Raw genomic sequence first — 20607 nt, forward strand, 5'->3', positions numbered from 1 at the left:
GGTGGCACGCGAAGCTGCACGACCTCCCCGCGGGAGAGTGAGTGATGAGCATTCGCCCGGATGATTCTTGACCTGGATATCGATCGACGCAAATTCATCGTTGCTAAACTGTTACGAGAATCTGTGAGTCCGGTTCCCCGGACGTTGCAATGCGAGTAACAAAGTAACCGTGAGCTCGCGCTCAACGGCTGATAAATTATCCGTGCCAATGCAGCAATTTGCCGATTGACTCAAGTTCGCATCGCGGGTTGGCGAGGGATGAAGAGTGTTAACGGGATCCCTCGCTGACGCATCGGGTTACCAAAAAATAATCACATTCGCGAAGGTGCCACTGCAAAACACACGGCACTGGCTCTCTCTCGATTTGCTGGACAACCTGAATTCGAAGGAGGTATTGAGTTCAAGTGACTGACTTTCAATTGCGGCTTGCGACTGCGGCCGACGCCCAAGCCATCTGTGACATCTACAATCACTATGTGGACACATCGACCTGCACCTTTCAAATCCGTCGCGACACGCTCCCGGAGCGACTGCGGTGGTTGGCCGAGCATGACGCCGATTTTCCAGCAACGGTTTGCTGTGTCGATGCAACGGTAGTCGGTTGGGCTTCGATTAGCCGCTGGAATACCCGCGGTGGCTGGGCACGCACCGGCGAAGTTTCGGTCTACATTGACGCGAACTGGCATCGTCGGGGAATCGGCCGTGCGCTGTACAACGACCTGATGGAGCGTGCGAAAAAACTGAGATTCCACGTCCTGCTGAGCGGTATCTGCAGCGAACAAGAACCGAGCATCGGGATTCACCGGGCATTTGGATTCACCGAAGTCGCTCGATTCCGAGAGGTCGGTTACAAATTTGATCGCTGGTTGGACGTGATCTACATGCAGTTGACGTTGGACGGGCCTACTTCGAAACCTCGATAGGTTTCAGGTTGTCGGCCTGCCAACGATACAGCGTGCCCTGCTGTCCTGCAGCTAAAATTTGTGTGCCGTTGTCGGCAACATCCATCGTGAACAAATAATCGCCCGCGGCAGAGGCAGCTCGCAATTGCCGTCGGTCATCACTCTTGTGAACTCGAACTTGGCCATCGGAACAGACACTGGCGATCTGTGGCGTATCAGCTAGAAATCGAATCGCGGTGACTTCGTCGGGAAACCCAGTGATCGTTTGTTGCTGTTGCCGCGACTGGAAATCCCAGGTTTTGATGGTTTGATCGGCGCTGCCACTCGCCAGCACCCGGCCGTCATGATTCCAGGCAACCGACAACACGTGATGCGTGTGACCGTCGAGCGACCCGACGACTTGATTCGCGACGAGATCGATCAGACGAATGGTCTTGTCCGCAGATGCAGTTGCCAAGATTTTGTTGTCCGGTGAAAACGCAACTGACAAGACGGTGTCACTGTGCAATGAATCGAACCGTCGCAACGGACTTCCGCTGTCGACCGCCACCACCAAAACCTGCCCACTGCGACTGGGGCTTCCGCTGCCGATGGCCAGCATCGATCCATCGCCTTGAAAATCGAGTGCCGTCACACGGTCGTTGATCAAGTCCGATTGAACGCCGCCGATGGTGCGCTCCAACACCCACTGTGATTGGGCATCAATCATCACCGAATCTGTGTCACGCCCGCCAATCAACAATCGATGCTCACTTAGAAAGAAGCCCTGTACGGTGCTCGTCAATGATTCTTGCGTCTCGAAACGCTCGGTGGGATCACCGGTCGCAGAATCATAAATCCGCAGTCGTCCGTGGGCGTCCAAACAGGCAACTGACGCATCGCTGGGGCTCAGAGCGATGAACCTCACTGCGGCGCCGGCCTGCTGCTGCGCGTCCAATGTCTGCAGACGCTGTTGAATTTCGCTCAAGTGGTTCTGTCGCCGGCGAATGTGATCTTGGTGCGCCGGCAGATCGGATGCGGCTTGATCGCGAGTCGCTGTGGCGGTCAGTAACACCTGCTGGCGCTGCTGCAGTTCTGCCTGCTTGGCCTGAGTTTCCTTTTCCAACGCGGCAAGCGATTCACGCTGTTTCTTGAGCGTCTCGGTTTGCTTGGCAATCTCTTTTTCGGCCTCTTCCGCAGCCGACTCGGCCTTGGCCAATGCCGCGACGGTGGTTTCAATTTGTTCTGCAGCGGCCTGTTGCTTCTTGGTCGATTCAGCAACCTGTTGTTCCGCTTGGTCACGTGACTTGACGACCGCTGCCAACGCAGTGTCCTCAGCTTCAATACGCTTGGTCAATGTCTCGGTTTGTTCGGCCAGGTGGGTCAGCCACGATTGCTCGGCCGCGGCAACACGTTGTTCTTGTTGACGTCGCAATCGGGATGACGAATCGCCGGCAAACGCTTGAATCAGTGCACCGTCAGCAGCGTTCCACAATTTACACTTGCCATCGGCCCCGCCGGTTAAGAAACGGTTCGATGCCTGGTCGACAGCCAATGACACGACCGATGCCCCGTGATCCACCCGCCGAATTTCGTCACCGGACTGACGCGAAAACAGAACTGCCACACCGGATTCCAATCCGACAACCAACTGGTCGTCGCCACAAAAGACGATCGCGTTGGCATCGTCCAATTCAGCAAGCTTTGACTGGTCGGCTTCCACCAGGTTTTGAAACAATCGAACCGCACCGCCTGAGCCCAGGACGGCTAGGGTGCCACCATCGCTCGTTTCAGCAAGTCCGGCAATGGACTGGGTGAGATGCAACTCACCGACCAATGCGTCACCGGTCGTCGTCTCAGCAGCGTTATAAATCCGCACGTTGCCCGCTTGATCGCCGACCAATAGACGACCGGAATGACTCCAGTGAATGGTTGTCGCAGTCCCGCCGCCTGGAATGGTGCTGCGAAGCTGAGCAGCATCCAGATCCCAAATCTGAATGTCGCCCACCGTGTTGACCACAGCAAGTTCCGACCGATCGGGGCTGAGGGCAATCAACGAACCGCGATTGATCGGAAACGGCAACTGCAATTGTTTTGCCGCCTGGCGTTTCCAAATGCGAACCGTGCGGTACCCGCCGGTCGCAATCCGGTCGCCCGACGGAGAAAAGGCGATCGCTTGGACGACATCCAAATCCGTCACTCCGTCTTGCGGCAGATCAGGATCGACCAATGATCCGCTGACAGCATCCGACCGCACATCGACCAACTCGACTCGATTGGCCCGCGCCACCGCGACGGTGCGCTGGTTCGGTGAAACGGCCAAGGCGTAACTGCTGCGAACGGATTCCGGGATCGGCTGCCATTGGAGCGTCGGGTCCGTGGCCGGTTTCCCAATCTGGGCGCCCTGATCGATCCAATTTTTGAGCATCCGCTGCTGGTGTTCGGTCAGTGGCATTGCGCCGACTGAATTCTGTTCCGGTGGCATCAGTGGTTCTTCCGCGCCGCTGATACGCGCGAACAACAGACTCTGATCGGGATGACCGGCGACCACCGCGAGACCACTGTCACCACCTCGCATCAAAGATTCATTTGACTCCAGCGACAAACCGCCCTCGGCTTGATTTTCGCGGTGACAGGCCAAACAGTTGCGTTTCAATAGCGGCATGATGTCTTGCCAATAATCGACGCGTTGTTCCTCTGGCACCGATTGTCCCGTTGCCGACGGAGCTGCGATCCATGTTATCGCCAAGACCAAGAGAGTGAGTGAACGCATCATGAACATCGAAACGGCAGGAGGAACGAAGGTGGGAGCGTAGAAGAGTAGTCGGGATTGCACCGTGGGATCGGTGTCCACCCAGGATCGATGGAACAATCTTTTTAGTTGACGCCCAACGTAATCAACGGGGTGGGGACGTAAGCCGTCAGTTCCTGCTTCATCGAACTCAGTTTGACCTTGGCTTCCCCCTGCCCCCAGAAACTATAGGTTCCGGGTTTTGCATTGGCGGTGACGGTGATCGACCACTCGGCTTCGGTTTGGTCCGCTGCGATGGTCAAATCGGCGGCAGTGCATCCGGGCGGCAAGTGCTGTGGTCGGAGGACAATGCTGCGTCCTTGTCCGCCTTCACGACGCACAATCTTCATTGGAATGGTGACTTGACTATCGACGGCAACCGATACCGCATCCGTTTTAACCGGAGACAGACTTAGCGGCGCGGCTTCCCCTGCTGAGGTGGCGATCGTCAAACGGTCGACCAGTTTGGTCCGCGGGGTCGGGTTCTGATCATCTTTTTCCCAAATCAATGACGCGTACTTGGCATGCCGTGCTGCCGAAGCGTCTTGCCCTTCCACTTGGCCCATCACATCCAAATCAAAGTCATGTTCGGCGACATCCTCTGCGGCCGAAAGCGTCAAATCCGTGTGGTTCTGACCGCTGGCAATCCAACCGCTCTGGCAGGACACACCCTCCGGTAGGCCACCGACGGTGATTTGGATCGGTTGTTGCATCCCGTCACGAACGACAAAGACGCGGATCGTCTCGGTCCCGCCCCGCCGCAAACAGACTCCCGCAGGCATGGCCGATTGAAGGGTCTTTTCAGGATAAACAGGGTAGGCCAGAAGCTGCCAATCTTGTCGCGGCGGCTGGACCGCCAACACATAACGCTGCACCGCGCCGAGCGAACGTCCCGTGTCCAGGTCCGACACACTGATTCGGTACAGCCCATCGGCCGGCGGTTGGTAGTGCAACACAGGATCTTTTGTCCCCAGGTGCAACAAACCGTCACTGATGTCCTGGCTATCATCGGCTGTGGCCACCTGACGCCAGCGACGCTGACCAGAATCATCTTCGACCGCTTGATCAACAACAATTCGCGGATCCGATGGCTGGCCCAGTCGAGCGGAATAGACGCTGATTTCAATCGGCTGGTCTTTCTTCAGCTCGCACAAGTAACCGTCGTGATCATCGGCCGAATCAAACCGCGCCTCGACCATGCCGGGCACTTCTAACGCGACCAACGAATCATCTTCCGCACGAAAGGGAGCCGCTTCGAGATTGGCCGAGATCGCCGATGGCAACCGATCGGCCGACAGTGAAACCCGCGTGGAATCGGTGTTCGGCGCGCTGACCAGCAAACCATACGGATAGGAAGCACCGCCTCGAAACAACGCATCATGAACGGCAATCGTTAGCGTCTCGTTTCGATCCGCCGTGGCGACCAAACTCGCGTCAGTACGATTGCTGCCCATGGCACTCGCCATTGTTTTTCCATGGGCATCCAAGACGCTAATCACGCCAATGATTCGTGAATCAACGGCTTGGCCGATCAATCGCACCTCGATCGATTGCCCAGCGCTGACGGGTAATGCGTAACAGTCGATCATTCGCGCGGTCGTCTGCCCGGCATAGATGACCTGCTGCTCGATCGGTGTTGCGGCTTGAACACTGTGCCCCACGGTATCCGTCTGTCGGACCGCTGCACCGACCACAATCGACCGTGGATTCGAGATTCCGAATTCCCCCAACACACGGGCTTCGTAGCGTCCCGGCGGCGTGTCAGCGGCAACACTCAGCTGAAAGCAAGCCTTTTCCGGCGACTTGGTTGCAGCTGCATCATTCGCAGCAAAATTTTCCGGCGGCGCTTTCAACTGTGCCGTGATCCCGGGTTGCGAAAACAGTAACTCCGCAGCGCCGCCGTCGTTTACAGCCTCGGCAATCGAAACATCGGCCTGTTCACCGGCAGCGAAAAACGATTGCGACAGCGCACGCAACTGAATCACAGGCAACTGCGCCGGTGCGTCCGCCGGATACCCTGCGATCACAATCGCCATTAGCAATCCGAACGTCGCACGAATTCCTGTCGCAAGAATGGGTGGGGCATTGGCCGCGACAGTGCAACGGCAACTCGTATCGGATGATCCGATTCGTTGTGGAGTGGTCAGTCGATTATGCATCAGTGATTGAAAATAAACTCTTTTGCGTTCACCAATGCCCAAATCAAATCTTCCCAGGGCTCTCGCTGCGCCGTTGAGTCTCCCAAGTAATCCAGGGCAGATCGCAATTCAGACTCCGTCGGCAACCGGCTGAACGCCACCTGATACAGCTCGCGGACCTTGGCATCGGCCGGACGCGAGGTATCAGCGGCTAGCTTGGCCGCGCGACCTTGATCCGCTGTCAATTTTTGCTGCATCTGTTCGGAATTCAACAGGTGCAGACTTTGTGCCAGGTTTGCTTCGGTCGAACGCTCACATTCACATGCGGTCATGGATTCGGGGCGTCCGAACACCGACAGAAAGTAGGAATCGAATCCCGTGTCGGGCAATTCGATCGCACGTGTCCCCGTCGGCATTCCGGCAAATTCCGTCGCTGCTCCCGTGACCACATCGATCGCGTCCAACAGGGTTTCGGCGTGTAATCGTTTGGGGTAGTAGCGCGAATGGCTTCGTCGATCGATGACATTTTCTGCGGTGGCGTCCGATGACGCGGCGTAGGTCTGCGAGAGACAAATGACGCGGATCAGCGACTGTAGATCGTATTCCGATTGGACAAATGCTTCGGCCAAGGCATCCATCAATTCGGGATTCGATGGTGGGTTGGTCACCCGCAGGTCATCCTCGGGTTCAACCAACCCACGCCCCATGAAATGTTTCCAGTATCGATTCACCAATGCTTTGGCAAAGAACGGATTATCGGCAGCGGTGATCCATTGGCCCAACGTTTGACGGGGATCGCCAACCGATTCAATCACCGACTCCTGCGCATCCAACCCGGCCGGTTTCAACGACTGTCCAGTGCGGGGATGCTTTGCCGACGGCGCAGCGACACGTGAGATGAAGGTGATCTCGCTGGCCTGAGGCTTCTTGGAGACAGTCGAGAAAAATGCTGAGAGTCGGGCATAGTCCTCTTGGCTCCATTTTTCATAGGGATGATGGTGACAGCGTGCGCATTGAATCCGCTGCCCCAAGAACAGCTGGCTGATGTCTTCGACACGTTGATTTTGGTCACTGACCTGTTCTAACCAAGCCACAGCCGGATTGCTGTAAACCGATCCACTGGCCGTTAAGAGTTCGTTGACAAGTTGGTCATAGGGTTTGTTGGTGCGGAACGACTCGGTCAACCAATGGTGGAACAACATGTTTGCCACCTGCAACGAATCGCCCGATCGTCGGTTACGCAAAATGACGCCCCATTTTTTGGCAAAGAACGTCGCGTAATGATCGCTTTCCAACAACCGATCCAACAACTGCCTACGGCGATCCGCTGCAGTATCCGAGAGGAAGTCGTTGGTTTCTTGCAAGGTTGGAATGCGTCCGGTCAGATCCAGCGTCACACGCCGCAGAAACGTCGCGTCGTCACAGGCCGGTGATGGAGGGATTCCCAGCGAGTCCAATTTTTTGCCGACATAGCGATCGACGATATTGTCGGATTGCGCAACCCGTGTCGGCTGTGTGCCGGTTCGCAGCGGCAGTTCTGCGCGGAACACCGAGACGTGTTCCTGATAGCGTGCCATCACGGCCACATCACCGACCAGCGGAGCGGTGGTGACTAGACCGGTTGGCGAGACATCCGCCATCTGTTTGTCGTTGGATTCAAAGATCGCCGCGCGAGTCACGTCCTCGATCGTCCCGTCGCTATAGGTCGCCAGAACGGACAATTGCTGTGATTCCCCGCCATGCAATCGACGCAGACGTGGAAAGACGCTGATCGATGTCACCGTCGCTCGCTGGTCCGTGTCGTAGGGCATTCCCTGTGCAATCCAACGACGCAACAATCGGTATTCATGGGAGTTTGAATCGGTGCGTGCACCGCCGCCATGAGGCACTGCGCCGGTCGTTTTGGTCAACAACAAACTGCGATCGGGAGCAGCCAAAGAGACTCGCCGCCCGCGAGATTCGGCGACCAAGCGTTTGTAATCCTCGCGTGGCTCGAATCCCAGCAGTGACAATCGAAACCCGTTTTGGCCGGCCATCTTGCCATGGCAACCGCCACCATTGCAGCCCAGCTTTGAAAAAATCGGGACGACTTGGCCGGCAAAACTGACCGCCTGGGTTTGCCCGCTACCGGAAACGGTCAGCGTCGCAGAAGCCGTCGTTCCGTCGTCGGTCGCAGCGTCGATTTGAACCTGGCCGTCGGCCAATGGTGTGACCAGCCCGCTGGAATCGATCGACACGATGCCCGTCGGTGTGGCATGAAACTGGACGCGACGTGTCCAATCCGACTCGGTCCCATCATCGTCGGCACGGGTGACCAACAACTGCAGACGCGCATCGGAACCTTGCAAATGGTGGGCTTGCAATTGATGTCCGTTTTCAATTCGCAGCGCGTCGTCAGCCGAGCTGGCACCGGCAAACATGATGCACTGCGACAAGCACAGCAACAGCGCGATCAATCGTTTGTGACGCGAATTTTGATTCACCACAACCAATTTTAATTCACTCATCCGACCAACTCGGCAATCGGCGATTGGTCGACCAGGAACTGCGGCCGACCGGTCGGATCGGTGATGGTCGTGTTTTGCGTGTCGATTCCTAAACAGTGATACAAGGTTGCGACGACCTCTTGCATTTGAACGGGTCGTTCGGTGGCTTCCTCGCCCAACCGATTGGTCGCTCCGATGACTTGCCCCGTTTTCAATCCGCCGCCGGCCAACCAGGCACAACTGACTTTGGTCCAATGATCACGCCCCGCAGCGGCGTTGATTTTGGGGGTTCTGCCGAACTCGCCCCAAACCGCGATCGCCACATCATCCAACATCCCGCGTTCATCCAGATCCGTCACCAGGGCGCTCAAACACTGATCCAGTTTGCTGCCGTGATCGCGAACCAAATCAAAGTTCTTGGAGTGGCTATCCCAACGACCGTAGCTAAGGCTGACCACCCGCACACCGGCTTCGACCAATCGACGTGCGATCAACAGTTGTTCGTTGCAGGTCGGGGCGCCGTCGTATTGGTACTGGTACGGTTTACCATCGCCGTAGCGTGCCACCAAACGTGGATCCTCTTTGCTCAGATCCAGGGCGTCGACCAGTTTGCTGCTGGTCAATACATCCAACGCCCGTTTGCCAAACGCATCCATTCCCTCCATCGCGCCGCTGATGTCAATGTCACGGCGCATCGTATCGATTTCGGTCAACAGTCTTCGGCGGTCTGCCAAGCGGTCCAGGGTGATTCCTTTCAAGGTCATGTTCTCCATGCCTGGCCCATCGGGTTTGAACGACGAATACGCCGATCCAAGAAATCCGGTCTGCCCGGAATCCGACCAGGGCAGATGGCGCGTCGGTTCCGAAAGACCCACAAACGGCGGAACCGAGGGATCGACCGGTCCAAAAATCCGTGACGCCGACGACCCGATGGACGGTCGTCCCCCCAGACTCTTCAACGAATTGCCTTCCCAACCGGTCAAACATTGCATTCCATCATGGCCGCCTCGACAGCCGACCACGCTGCGAATGATCGCGGCTTTGTCCATCAGACCGGCTAGCTTGGGAAACACCTCGCCAATTTGGATCCCGGGCACGCTCGTGCTGATCGGCCGAAATTCCCCGCGAACCTCACTCGGTGCCGATGTCTTGATGTCCCACATGTCTTGGTGGGGCGGGCCACCGGCCAGGAAAATATTGATCACCGATTTGTGTCGGCGACCGCTGCTGCTGGGTCCTGACTCGGCAGGAAGATTGGGACTGGCCGCCTCGGCACGGTAGAGGTCTGCCAACGACAGACCACCGGCACCGAGAGAGAGGCCACCAATTTTCAAGAAACTTCGTCGGCTATGTCCGTCGCAAAAACGACTTGATGGACCCTTGATCGTCAACATGACCAGGCCGCGGGGTGGGAGGGCGGGAAAGCAGTCGGGGCGGGGGGAGAGGCAGGAGAAAACCCACGTAAGGTGAGTCATCCGCGTACAGTATAGATACCTACAGGTGTACAACGCAACCCTTGACACCCAACAACGCCGCCCTGGCCACCGCTAGCATTAAGCACCCCGGCACTGGCCCCGACTCTCGTTTGTGCCGGGTGAACCCCCGTTGAAATCTGGTGTCCTGGACCTAGAGTGTTCCCCATGAAATTCACCAAAATGCACGGCGCCGGCAACGACTATGTATACGTCGATTGCTTTTCCCAGACCGTTTCGGGCGACATCCCGGAATTAGCGCGACAAATCTCGCACCGACATTTCGGCGTCGGAGGCGATGGGTTGATCTTGATTCGCCCCAGTGAAGTGGCGGACGCGCGGATGCAGATGCTGAACGCCGATGGCAGCGAAAGCGAAATGTGCGGCAACGGAATCCGCTGTGTCGCCAAATACGTGTATGACCACGGAATCGCGAAACGCACCAATCTGAAAATCGAAACCGGTGCTGGCGTGTTGGACCTGTCGCTGCAAATCGGCACCGACGGTTTGGTCGATCAAGTCACCGTCGACATGGGTGCCCCCGAACTCATCGGCTCTCGTATCCCTACCACCATCACCTCCGCCGGCAACGACCAGCGTGTGGTATCGGTGCCGGTGGAATTTGGCGGCCAAAGAGTCGACGTGACCTGTGTGTCGATGGGCAACCCGCACTGCGTCATCTTTGTCGAACAAGCCAGCGACGAACTGGTATTGGGGCTGGGGCCACTCATCGAAACCGATCCCCGCTTCCCCAATCGCGTGAATGTCGAATTTGTCGAAATCCTGTCACCGACCGAGGTCCGCCAACGGACCTGGGAACGAGGGTCTGGCGAGACCTGGGCTTGTGGCACTGGAGCATCGGCGGTCTGTGTCGCGGGCGTTCTCGCAGGCCGCACCGAGCGAAAAATCTTAAACCACCTGCTGGGTGGTGACCTGACTTTGGAGTGGAATCAAGACAGCGAACACGTGCTGATGACCGGTCCGGCGGCCGAGGTGTTTTCCGGTGACTGGCCACAGTAAGCTCGAGGTGCAATCTGGCGAATCGCCAGTCCCCCCATCAACCATCCTGCGACTGGCAATCCGTTGAGCGAATACTTCGATTCAGAATCCGATGGCCTGTCCCAATCCGTCTCGGTCAGCGAGCTCAACCACCAACTCAAAGCGGTTGTCGAAGGAACATTTCCACTGTTGTGGGTAGCGGGCGAAGTCACCGACGTCGCCAAACCCCGCAGCGGGCACATCTACTTCACACTCAAAGACGACCATTCGCAAATCCGCGCCGTCATGTGGCGCACCGTCGCATCACGGTTGCCGTTCGAATTGGAAAACGGCCAATCCATCCTGTGCTATGGCGGATTGGAAATTTATACCGTCCGCGGTTCGTACCAGATCGTGGTCCGCAAGGCCCAGCCCCAGGGCGTCGGGTCGTTGCAATTGGCGTTTGATCAACTGAAGGGTCAATTACACGCGGAAGGCTTGTTCGCCGTCGAGCGAAAGCAACCGCTGCCGACGCACCCGCGTCGGATTGGCGTGATCACCAGCCCCAGCGGTGCAGCGGTACACGATTTCCTGGTCGCGGCGGACGACCGAATGCTGGGCGCAGAAATTTTTGTGATCCCAGCTCAGGTACAAGGAAACGGTGCCGCCGAAACAATCGTCCGTGGCTTGCGGGCCGCGACAATGATCCGGCCGAAACTGGATGTCGTCGTGATCACACGCGGTGGCGGATCGCTGGAAGACCTGTGGTGTTTCAACGAAGAACCCGTGGTCCGTGCGATCGCCAATTGTCCTCTACCGACGGTTTCGGCGATCGGGCACGAAGTCGATGTGACGCTGTCGGACATGGCCGCGGACGTGCGCGCGTTGACACCGACCGATGCGGCCACCAAAGTTTTTCCCGATCGGTCTGGAATCGTCGGCCGAGTCAACGACTTGTCGCGTCGCTTGCACCGTGTGATGCAGTACCAAATCGAGCGGCGACAATCGGCTCTCGACGCAGTGGCCAGCCATTGGGCGTTGACCAAGCCCCTGGAAATGGTGCACCTGCGATCGCGGCTGCTAGACGAACTTGACGCCCGCGGCAAACAGGCCATCGATCGCCGGCTGCAACAATCAAAATCCGCCGTCGCAACCTTGGCCGCCAGCCTGGCTGCCTTGTCACCGCTGGACACGTTGGCGCGCGGCTACAGCGTGACACGTGACGCGGACGGCCAGGCTGTGCTGAAGAGTGCTGATTTAACGGTCGGCCAACGGGTTCACACCCAACTGGCTCACGGCAACTTCACCGCCACCGTCGACAAGATCAGTTCTTAGAACATCGCTGGAATGATCCGCACAATCACGCTGATCGTGCCAAAGCGGGTTCCCAATACCAGCTACTTTGCGAGCGAAACAGCGCAAACCGGCCAGCGGCACCGAAACAAGTCCAATACCGGTTCACCCGCCGAGATGGCGGTGCGGTTTGCAGCAGCGTTTGTATCGCAATGTTGAAACGGCAGTTTAGCGCTGGCATCAAAACTGACGCTTCGGGTTGCCAAAGACCAATGCCCCACGCAAACGCACAACTTCAAAACTCACCTGTTGGTTTGGAAAATCCCCCTGCCACAGGCAAAAACACAACTTCAAAAGGTGGAAAGTGTGACAAAGCACTCGCTTTCGTTGGTCTTACGTTAGTGATCGACTAGAATTCTATTGCGTAGAATTCCGTCGCAGGGGTGGGCCGCAATGCCTGACCCTGGCCCTTTCTGCCAACCTCCTTCGGCTCGTCCGACTTGATATCCCCAGGCCAGCAGTGCACAGCTGCCTGGTGCTTTCCTCTTTTCGAATTGCAACGATGAATCGAATCACTATTCTCCCAGCACTCCTTCTGCTGGCCTTTGGATCGCAATGGACCACAGATTCGAAATGTGATGCGGAAGAGCTGATGTCACCCCTGACTGCATCCAGATTGGGGTTGGAAGAGGTCTGGCGTCGACAAATGCGACTGCCCGGCGGCGCGGCATCAATTGTCGACCAACAAATCATTGTGAACACTGAAAACCCTCGGGAGTATGTCGAGGTGCTGGGGAAAGCCGCCGAAGGGCAGCAGCCACCGGTGCTGTTTCGTATCCCCACCGACCAGGCCGGTCCCAATGGACAACCGATTGGCAAAGAAGAAGCCGAGCGGTTAGCACGCCGAGAAGAACGCCGGCTCAAACGCCGCCATCCCGAGACCACGATCAGCTCGCGAGTGGTGCCGCGAATTCAGATGTTCACAGCCGCCAAAAACGGCACCATCGAATGTCGCGATGCCGAATCCGGCGCCCCGATCTGGATGACTCAAGTCGGAGATCATCGTTTACATTTTGGCAAAATGGGAATCGACGACAAATTTGTCTCAATCACCAACGGCGGCAATCTGATCAAAATCGACGCCACCAATGGCGAGCCGATTAAAACCATTCGCACCACCAGCATGCCGCTGTACGGCGCGGTCAATGCCGGCGATTTTGCGCTGGTGCCGACCATCCGCAATGGTGTCGAAGGCTACCCGCTGGAGGACATCACGATTGACCCGTTTATGGAAATCGTCGCGGGTCTGTGCTTGGAACCGCCAACCAAGTCGCCGAGTTCGTCCAAAGTCGCTTGGGCTACCGATCGAGGATTTGTGTATGTGATGGAGCTCTCGGGACGGCCCTCGGTCCTGTTTCGTTTGAACACCGATGGCTTGGTCAGCGGGCGAATCGCTGCGGCCAGTGGTGACCGATTCTTTTTCGGTAGTGAAGCCGGCCAGGTCTACGGGGTGGAAGCGACTCGCACCGGCGACGTTCTGTGGAGTCGTCCCTACGGCGAACCCTTTTACAACGCGCCGTTCTTGGTCGAGGGGATGGTGATGATGGTTTCGACCTACGGAAACCTGTACGCTTTGGATGAAAAAACAGGATTGAGTCGCTGGGAGAATGCCACCCCCAACGTCGACGAAGTCTTGGGCGGATTCGATGGCAAACTGTATGTCCGATTGCTCAGCCGCAGCTTTGCTGTGATCGATTTGAAAACCGGTAATTTCCTGGAAAACGACCCCTCGTTGTTGCCCATAACGATGTTGGTCAATCGCACGACCGATCGTCTGTACCTGGTCAATTCGCAAGGCACCGTTCAATGCCTGCGGACAATTGGCCATGATCTGCCGACCTTGAGTGAGTCCAAGTCGGCTGAGGAGAAAGAGGCAACGGACGAAACCAAAACAGAGGCCAAACCGGATAAGCCAGCTGCTCCAACGACCGACCCATTTGGCGCCGCGGATCCATTCGGTGCTGGAGGAGGAGACCCCTTTGGCGCTGGTGCTGCGGGTGGCAGCCCGGACGCGATGGATGATCCGTTTGCGACACCGGCCGGTGCGGACCCGTTTGGCGGCTAGTCCTTACCAGACGGAGAGCCCGTATCATCGGAATTCCCCAGATTGGGAATCTGATCGAAATCCGTCCAGAATGCTCACAAATCGGCCAGTCGAAGTTAGCGTTGGGTAGTCCAATTGACTCCCAATGCTTCCGATTCGCCCCAGCGCCGGGGTATCTACATGATCTCCGCTACGCACCTGGCCGCCTTTCGAAATCCCACCCTGGCACCGGTCCACGACATGGATCTGGTCCGCCAAGCGGAGGTGGACCAGTTGGCTGCGGCGTTGGCATCGCGATTCGAAGAGTTGACGCTGATCCATGGCTTGACCCAGCAATTGGCAAACGACTTTACGTTGACCCAGTCATCCAGTGAAGTCGCTCGATCATTGCTCGAACAACTCTCTCCCTGCATCGCATCGTCCACACTGGCCATTCAACTGGCGGCCGGACCGGCAGCAGTCGACCAAGACGAAGAAATCTTTGAATTGGTCGGACAACACGTCTCGGCTCAGTTGCTGAACGCCATCGTCTTATCGGCTCGGCTCCGTTCCCGCCGGCAAACCGGTGATGCCCGCGGGGTGGCGTTGGTGAACGAACTGGTCGTCGGTGAGCTTGCTGTCGATGATCCAACCATCGCCAGCGGCGAGACATTGCGTGTTGCCGTGGTACCGATCCGTCGCGGCGACACCGTACTGGGACAAATGATTGCGATTCGCCACAGCCACGAAGCAGAATTTGGATCGATCGAAGCCGACATGATGTTGTCGACGTCAATGATGCTGGCCGCCCACGTCTTGAACCAACGCCAGTACCACCAGCTGCAGAACATGTTCCAGGGCATGATCCAGTCCCTGGCATCAGCACTTGATGCAAAAGACGCATACACCTGTGGGCACAGCAACCGAGTCGCTGAATTGTCGTATCAACTGGCTTCACGACTGGGCTATGACGACGCCCAACTTGCCAACATTCGGATGGGCGGCATCTTACATGACATCGGCAAAATCGGTGTCGATGATTCGGTGCTGCGGAAGACCAGCCAACTGACCGACCAGGAATTTGAACAAATCAAACGGCACCCCGTGCTGGGCTACGAGATCCTGAAAGGAATTGAACAGTTCAGCGGCATTCTGCCGGCGGTTCGACATCATCACGAACGCTGTGACGGAACAGGTTACCCCGACGGATTGGCCGGTCACGAAATTCCGCGAGATGCCCAAATCATGGCGGTCGCTGATGCCTTTGACGCGATGACCAGTGACCGACCCTACCGATCCGGGATGCCGATCGAGACAGTGAAAGCAATCTTTCGAGACGGACGTGGCACCCAGTGGGCCGCTGACGTCGTCGACGTCCTGCTGAACAGTCCTGAACTGATGCAAGGCTAACGAAGATCGCTACGGTGCTGCCGTCGCATACAACACTCGATCGGCGCCGGCCAAACGAACCGCGTCATAGGCCTCCACCGCGCTGCGCATGCTGACCTGGCCTTCTGGATCAATGATCACCGGCGGTTGCACGCCGAGTCCAATCACTGCTGCAATGCGATTCTGTAACTCACTCGCCGATGCAAGCTGCTCGCCGGCAAATTCGATCACCGACAATCCATCGCGGATTTTCAGTTTGACGATGATCTCATCAAACACTTCGACAGGCGGCGGTTGGTCCACGTTGGCCTGACTGCCACCTGCCGGGATTTCGGCGATGGCACCCGGCAGATCAAATTCCGGCGTCTGGAAGCTGCTGGTCCAGACGAAAAAGATCAACAACAAAAATACCACGTCAATCATTGGCGTCATCTTGACCTCCAACGAACCAGTCCGATCGTGAGCGGGCAAACGCATTCCAAAGGCCTCTATTGCTTGACCGCTAACTTGATGTCCAACAATCCCGCTTTTGCCGACGCTCTCAAAACCGGCTCGATCAATTCATAGGGCACATCGCCGTCACTGCGAATCCGCAACGACGCGGAATCCCCTTCCTCGGCGACGACCGCCGCAAAGAGGGAATCCAGATCCGCTGTCGCCGTCACGCGGCCGCCGACCAATACTTGGTGGTCGCGATCGACCGTTACGGTCAACGAGACGGGAGTCACATCAAGCGGCAAATGCGAAGCGGCGGTGGGCAAGTCGACCGGCAACCGCGACTCTTGTTGTGCCAGATGGCTGGAGACCAGAAAAAAGATAATCAACAGGAACACGACATCGATCATCGGTGTCATGTTGGCACCGGTAAACGGCCGACTCTGCTGATTCGGAATCTGCATCCCCACTCCCCAGTAGGCCAGGTGAAACCTGGCGCTCCATCAAACTTCAATCGCCACTGCGATCAACCGCCGGCTGCTTTGACAACGGCCGCTTCGTTAATGCCGAAGTGCTCGTAGACCTCGTTGTACGGTCCGCTGGCACCGTAGCCGGACATACCGACAAACTTGCCTTGCAAACCAATCCAACGGTCCCATGACATCTGCAGCCCCGCTTCGACAGCGACCCGATTGGTGACCTCCGGCGGCAACACCTGATCCTGATAGGCCTGGCTTTGCTGAGCGAACAGGTCCATACAGGGCATGCTGACGACACGAACTTTTTTGCCCGCGGCGGCCAATGTTTCGCCCGCTTTCACACACAATTCCAATTCGCTGCCGCTACCCATCAGAATGACGTCCGGCGTGCCTTCACAATCGGCCAACACGTAACCGCCTTTGGCACATCCCGATGCCGATGCGTATTTGGTTCGGCACAGAGTCGCCATGTTCTGACGCGACAAGACCATCGCTGCCGGATGATCACCGATTTCCATTGCCGTGCGATAGCACTCGGCAACTTCGTTGGCGTCGCCAGGACGGAACACATTCAATCCCGGGATGGCACGACAGGCCGACAGATGTTCGACCGGTTGGTGGGTCGGTCCGTCTTCGCCGACGCCGATCGAATCGTGCGTCAGGATGTACAGAGTCGGCTGGTGCATGATCGCCGACAATCGCATCGCACCACGCATGTAGTCGGTGAACACAAAGAACGTCGCAGCATAGCCACGCAAACCGGTCAGACAGATGCCGTTGACGATGCCGGCCATCGCATGTTCACGAATCCCAAAGTGCATGTTGCGCCCGGCGTACTGACGCGGCAGGAATTCACCTGCGCCCTCAAATTTCAAGTCACTCTTGTTACTCGGTGACAAGTCGGCGGAACCACCGATCATGAACGGCAGGTTGGCAGCGATCGCGTTGAGCACTTTGCCGCCGCTGTTGCGAGTCGCATCGCCTTTTTCGCTCGCTTCAAATTCCGGGATCTCTTTGTCCCATCCCTCGGGTAGTTTGCGATCAAAGATGGCTTGCAGTTCGGCAGCTTTCTCTGGATTGGCGGCTTGATAAGACGACCAAGTCGCTTGCCACTGCGAATACTCCGCTGCGCCACGGGCACCCAGGTTGTCTTGAAAGTGTTGCAGCACGCCGTCGGGAACGTGGAACTTTTCTTCCGGTGGGAACCCATAAGCCTTCTTGGCCAATTCGACTTCGTCCCAGCCCAACGGTGCCCCGTGGGCGCCGTGTGTGTTCTGCTTGTTGGGAGCTCCCCAGCCGATGATTGTTTTGCAGATGATGATCGTCGGTTTTTCGGTACAGGCTTTGAATTGGTCGATCGCATCGGCCAGATGGGACAACTCGTTCACGTCATAAACATGCACGACGTTCCAACCCAATCCTTCAAACCGCTTGCCGACGTCTTCCGAAAACGCGAGATCCGTTTCGCCTTCGATGGTGATGCTGTTGTCGTCGTACAACCAGCACAAATTGTCTAGTTTCAGGTGACCGGCAACCGAAGCGGCTTCACAGGCGACGCCTTCCATCAAGTCACCGTCACTGCACAAGGCAAAGACGTTGTAGTCAAACAGCTTGTGGTCGGCGGTGTTGTAGTTGGCGGCCAACCACTTTTCGCTCATCGCCATGCCGACACTGTTGCTGACCCCAGCCCCCAGTGGACCCGTCGTGGTTTCGATTCCCGCCGCTTCGGCGTATTCAGGGTGCCCTGCGCAAACGCTGCCGATCTGACGAAAGTTCTTGATGTCTTCCAGCTTGATCGACAATTCGTCCAACACGTTGCCACTTTTATCGGTGGCTTTCACGCCCGCCAAATACAGCGAACTGTACAGCAGCATCGACGCATGCCCACAGGACAGGACAAATCGATCACGGTTGGGCCACAACGGCTGCGCCGGATCGTACTGCATCGTGTGGTTGAACAACTGATAGGCGATCGGGGCAAGCGCCATCGGCGTACCAGGGTGACCACTGTTAGCGGTTTGCACCGCATCCATGCTCAGGGTGCGAATGGTGTCGACGGCTAGGGTCTGGATATCGGTCGATGCAACACTCATTTTGCGTGGTCTGTTTCGTCGTTGTAAGGAAAAATTAGGTAATCCGCCTGCTCCCAAAAGGTACCCAATTGGCGTCGATTTCGGAAGGGTCGGACTGATTCTAGCCTGCCCCAGCCCCGGCAATCGCCCGGCTTCGCCCACCGACAAACCGACGCATCACCCCGGTCACCGAGGCCGAAAACCTTTTGCAAATCGCCCACTTCAGCAACAACGGCGGCGATCTTCAGGCCGTGATTGTCGATTGAAATGCCAGATCTCTTGCCCCAGAACCAGCAGATAGCAAGCCAAATGACCGGCGATCAGCCATCCATAATCCTGACGCATCGCTGGAACAATCGCCATCGCGGCGATCCCGCCCATCGCCCCCAAGATCATCGGGTGCGGAATCACGCCATAGGGAAACCGCTGGACACGACGCGGACTATCGAATCCCAACTCGGACGAAAAATAGGTCCGCGGGAGCCCCAACACGGCGGCGGCATATCCGGCCAATAGAAATCCGGAAACAACTGCCGCCAATGCCAAAAACTGGCCATCAAAGTGCACGGCAAACAGGACAAACAGTTGTGCCATCGCGATCGATTTGAAAAAAATCGCGTCGCGGCGAAATGTTCCAAACGAAATCCGACTGCGTTCCTGAAGCGTTCCGATGTAAATCCCATAGTGAACAAAACTGGTGGCGGCGATCACCAGCGTCACGTTTCCAAGCACCAATCCAACCACCACGACCGACACGACATAGACCAGATTGCTCCACCCCAGATGTCGCACGGCCAATTCAAACACCTTGGTCCAACCCAATACCCAGTTGGCTTTGACCGTTTCCCAGCGACTGGATGGATTGATCGTGCCCAAAAAGAGTGTCCTGGCCCGAATGTCATAGACCGTCGTCAGCCGTTGCAATAATCGTCCATACCAAGGCAACGCCCGCGGGTAGGCAACGAAGTGCAACTTCAAATTCATTCGGGGTTGAATTTGAGGCGGGTCCGCCTGGCGGGTAATAAAGTGCAATTCGCGGTTGAAATCGAATGCTACCACATCGCCGTTTTCCAAGCGGTGACTCTCGGGACACCGATAGTCGATGCCGGACATCGGATAGTGAGTGGTTACCTGGTTGTTGTGATTTAACGCCACCATGCAGCGATACAATCTGGCACCGGGGAAGACTGACCACGGACCGTCGACGTGCCCCCGATAGAAAACCGTGTCCGAGGATGTTTTTTTCGGCGGCCCGGTCACATACAACTCGTTCATCGCGGGTACCGAATCGACGGTGTATCCGGTTCCGTGAAATGATCGGATCATCGATTTTAGCTGAGCGTCTTCGCACAACCGATCAAACGCCCGCCCCGGTTCGTCATCTAAATCGGATTGCCACCAATGATGGCTGTGTGTCACCACGGGTTGCTCCTGAAGCACCCAATCAACGATTCGAGCAAAGTCACGGTGGTGCTGCTGCGAATTTAACTTGGTCACCAACACCGCGTTGCGCGCCACCAAAATTCGCAGCGGCGATTGGTTCGGTCGCCGCGCCAAAACCAATAACACTGGCAACAACAGCACGGTGTGCTCAGCAAACTTGCCCAACCAGTTCGCCTGGCCTTGGTACGAACGCTGGAATGTCGATTCGCCGGTGATCCAGTGCGATATCTCTTGGCCGACGTAGCCGAGGACCAGCGCAGAGAGGGCCCCGGCCATTCCCCATTGCAGGTGCCAAGCCAGTGCTGCCAGCCCGGCGATCAAACACGCATGAACTGTCGCCACACCCACCGGCGCCAATCTGAACACCAACAGCCCCTGCAAACAGACCATGGCCAACATCGCGATCGGGCTGATCACGCCGGCCAGCGCGTACAACCCCAAGATCCCCAGTGGTGTGGTGATCAAGTGCAACGCAATGTTCAACGGGCGACGGTGACAGCGCAAAAACCCTTGGCATATCCGAACCCATGGCGACCCGATCTCTGCTGCGAGACCGCCGGTTCGCTGCACGGTTTGACCCACATCCATCACCCCACGCCGCAAATCATCCTGCAATGACAGTCCCGGCAACGCGGGCGTTTTAAGCTGCATCATCTAGCGGTGACAC

At 57.1% G+C, this 20607-nt stretch carries 14 protein-coding genes; 6 read left to right on the forward strand and 8 right to left on the reverse strand.

What is annotated here, in order from left to right; all coding sequences use genetic code 11:
* Positions 1-404 precede the first annotated feature (404 nt).
* Entirely contained in the window at positions 405-923 is a 519-nt protein-coding gene (locus tag NHH03_RS05545; RefSeq protein ID WP_253154761.1) for a GNAT family N-acetyltransferase, read from the forward strand.
* Here the strand turns inward: NHH03_RS05545 and NHH03_RS05550 are convergent.
* The 4 genes from NHH03_RS05550 to NHH03_RS05565 form a co-directional block, all read right to left on the reverse strand.
* The gene (locus tag NHH03_RS05550; protein WP_253154762.1) at positions 904-3657 is read right to left on the reverse strand and encodes a WD40 repeat domain-containing protein; all 2754 of its coding nucleotides are present in this window, start codon (positions 3655-3657) and stop codon (positions 904-906) included. The genes NHH03_RS05545 and NHH03_RS05550 overlap by 20 nt on opposite strands.
* Positions 3658-3758: 101 nt before the next feature.
* Positions 3759-5831, reverse strand: coding sequence for a hypothetical protein (locus tag NHH03_RS05555; protein ID WP_253154763.1), 2073 nt, complete (start codon positions 5829-5831; stop codon positions 3759-3761).
* On the reverse strand, positions 5831-8317 hold the full coding sequence (locus tag NHH03_RS05560) for a DUF1549 domain-containing protein (RefSeq protein ID WP_253154764.1): 2487 nt from the start codon (positions 8315-8317) through the stop codon (positions 5831-5833). The genes NHH03_RS05555 and NHH03_RS05560 overlap by 1 nt, the downstream gene beginning before the upstream one ends.
* Positions 8314-9630, reverse strand: a complete 1317-nt coding sequence (locus tag NHH03_RS05565; protein WP_253154765.1) for a DUF1501 domain-containing protein — start codon at positions 9628-9630, stop codon at positions 8314-8316. Before NHH03_RS05565 ends, NHH03_RS05560 begins: the two co-directional genes overlap by 4 nt.
* Before the next feature lie 306 nt (positions 9631-9936).
* On the opposite strand from NHH03_RS05565, the gene dapF reads away from it, so the two are divergent.
* From dapF to NHH03_RS05590, 5 genes are all read left to right on the forward strand, one after another.
* The gene (dapF, locus tag NHH03_RS05570; RefSeq protein WP_253154766.1) at positions 9937-10788 is read left to right on the forward strand and encodes a diaminopimelate epimerase; all 852 of its coding nucleotides are present in this window, start codon (positions 9937-9939) and stop codon (positions 10786-10788) included.
* 63 nt (positions 10789-10851) lie between these two features.
* Positions 10852-12081 (forward strand): exodeoxyribonuclease VII large subunit, encoded by a 1230-nt coding sequence (xseA, locus tag NHH03_RS05575; protein WP_253154767.1) that lies wholly within the window; start codon positions 10852-10854, stop codon positions 12079-12081.
* 12 nt (positions 12082-12093) lie between these two features.
* Positions 12094-12258: a hypothetical protein gene (locus NHH03_RS05580; protein WP_253154768.1), complete on the forward strand. Its 165-nt coding sequence runs from the start codon at positions 12094-12096 to the stop codon at positions 12256-12258.
* A gap of 343 nt (positions 12259-12601) precedes the next feature.
* Entirely contained in the window at positions 12602-14164 is a 1563-nt protein-coding gene (locus tag NHH03_RS05585; RefSeq protein ID WP_253154769.1) for an outer membrane protein assembly factor BamB family protein, read from the forward strand.
* 159 nt (positions 14165-14323) lie between these two features.
* A complete protein-coding gene (locus NHH03_RS05590; protein ID WP_253154770.1) occupies positions 14324-15532 on the forward strand; it encodes an HD-GYP domain-containing protein in 1209 nt (402 codons plus the stop codon).
* Between the two features lie 9 nt (positions 15533-15541).
* Here the strand turns inward: NHH03_RS05590 and NHH03_RS05595 are convergent, their stop codons facing one another.
* From NHH03_RS05595 to NHH03_RS05610, 4 genes are all read right to left on the reverse strand, one after another.
* Positions 15542-15988, reverse strand: a complete 447-nt coding sequence (locus NHH03_RS05595; RefSeq protein WP_261364103.1) for an ExbD/TolR family protein — start codon at positions 15986-15988, stop codon at positions 15542-15544.
* A gap of 11 nt (positions 15989-15999) precedes the next feature.
* A complete protein-coding gene (locus NHH03_RS05600) occupies positions 16000-16410 on the reverse strand; it encodes an ExbD/TolR family protein (protein WP_253154772.1) in 411 nt (136 codons plus the stop codon).
* Between the two features lie 62 nt (positions 16411-16472).
* Positions 16473-18518: a transketolase gene (gene tkt, locus NHH03_RS05605; protein ID WP_253154773.1), complete on the reverse strand. Its 2046-nt coding sequence runs from the start codon at positions 18516-18518 to the stop codon at positions 16473-16475.
* Between the two features lie 201 nt (positions 18519-18719).
* Positions 18720-20594, reverse strand: coding sequence for a phosphatidylethanolamine N-methyltransferase family protein (locus NHH03_RS05610; protein WP_253154774.1), 1875 nt, complete (start codon positions 20592-20594; stop codon positions 18720-18722).
* Between the last annotated feature and the right edge of the window lie 13 nt (positions 20595-20607).

The sequence above is a fragment of the Stieleria tagensis genome (genome assembly GCF_024129865.1).
In the GTDB taxonomy this organism is placed as follows: domain Bacteria; phylum Planctomycetota; class Planctomycetia; order Pirellulales; family Pirellulaceae; genus Stieleria; species Stieleria tagensis.

Bases quoted from the DNA above. Each gene is read 5' to 3' on its own strand.
- NHH03_RS05550 (WP_253154762.1), bottom strand. From the start codon at position 3,657: ATGATGCGTTCACTCACTCTCTTGGTCTTGGCGATAACATGGATCGCA.
- NHH03_RS05555 (WP_253154763.1), bottom strand. From the start codon at position 5,831: ATGCATAATCGACTGACCACTCCACAACGAATCGGATCATCCGATACG.
- NHH03_RS05560 (WP_253154764.1), bottom strand. From the start codon at position 8,317: ATGAGTGAATTAAAATTGGTTGTGGTGAATCAAAATTCGCGTCACAAA.
- dapF (WP_253154766.1), top strand. From the start codon at position 9,937: ATGAAATTCACCAAAATGCACGGCGCCGGCAACGACTATGTATACGTC.
- NHH03_RS05580 (WP_253154768.1), top strand. From the start codon at position 12,094: ATGATCCGCACAATCACGCTGATCGTGCCAAAGCGGGTTCCCAATACC.
- NHH03_RS05585 (WP_253154769.1), top strand. From the start codon at position 12,602: ATGAATCGAATCACTATTCTCCCAGCACTCCTTCTGCTGGCCTTTGGA.
- NHH03_RS05590 (WP_253154770.1), top strand. From the start codon at position 14,324: ATGATCTCCGCTACGCACCTGGCCGCCTTTCGAAATCCCACCCTGGCA.
- NHH03_RS05595 (WP_261364103.1), bottom strand. From the start codon at position 15,988: ATGCGTTTGCCCGCTCACGATCGGACTGGTTCGTTGGAGGTCAAGATG.
- NHH03_RS05600 (WP_253154772.1), bottom strand. From the start codon at position 16,410: ATGCAGATTCCGAATCAGCAGAGTCGGCCGTTTACCGGTGCCAACATG.
- tkt (WP_253154773.1), bottom strand. From the start codon at position 18,518: ATGAGTGTTGCATCGACCGATATCCAGACCCTAGCCGTCGACACCATT.
- NHH03_RS05610 (WP_253154774.1), bottom strand. From the start codon at position 20,594: ATGATGCAGCTTAAAACGCCCGCGTTGCCGGGACTGTCATTGCAGGAT.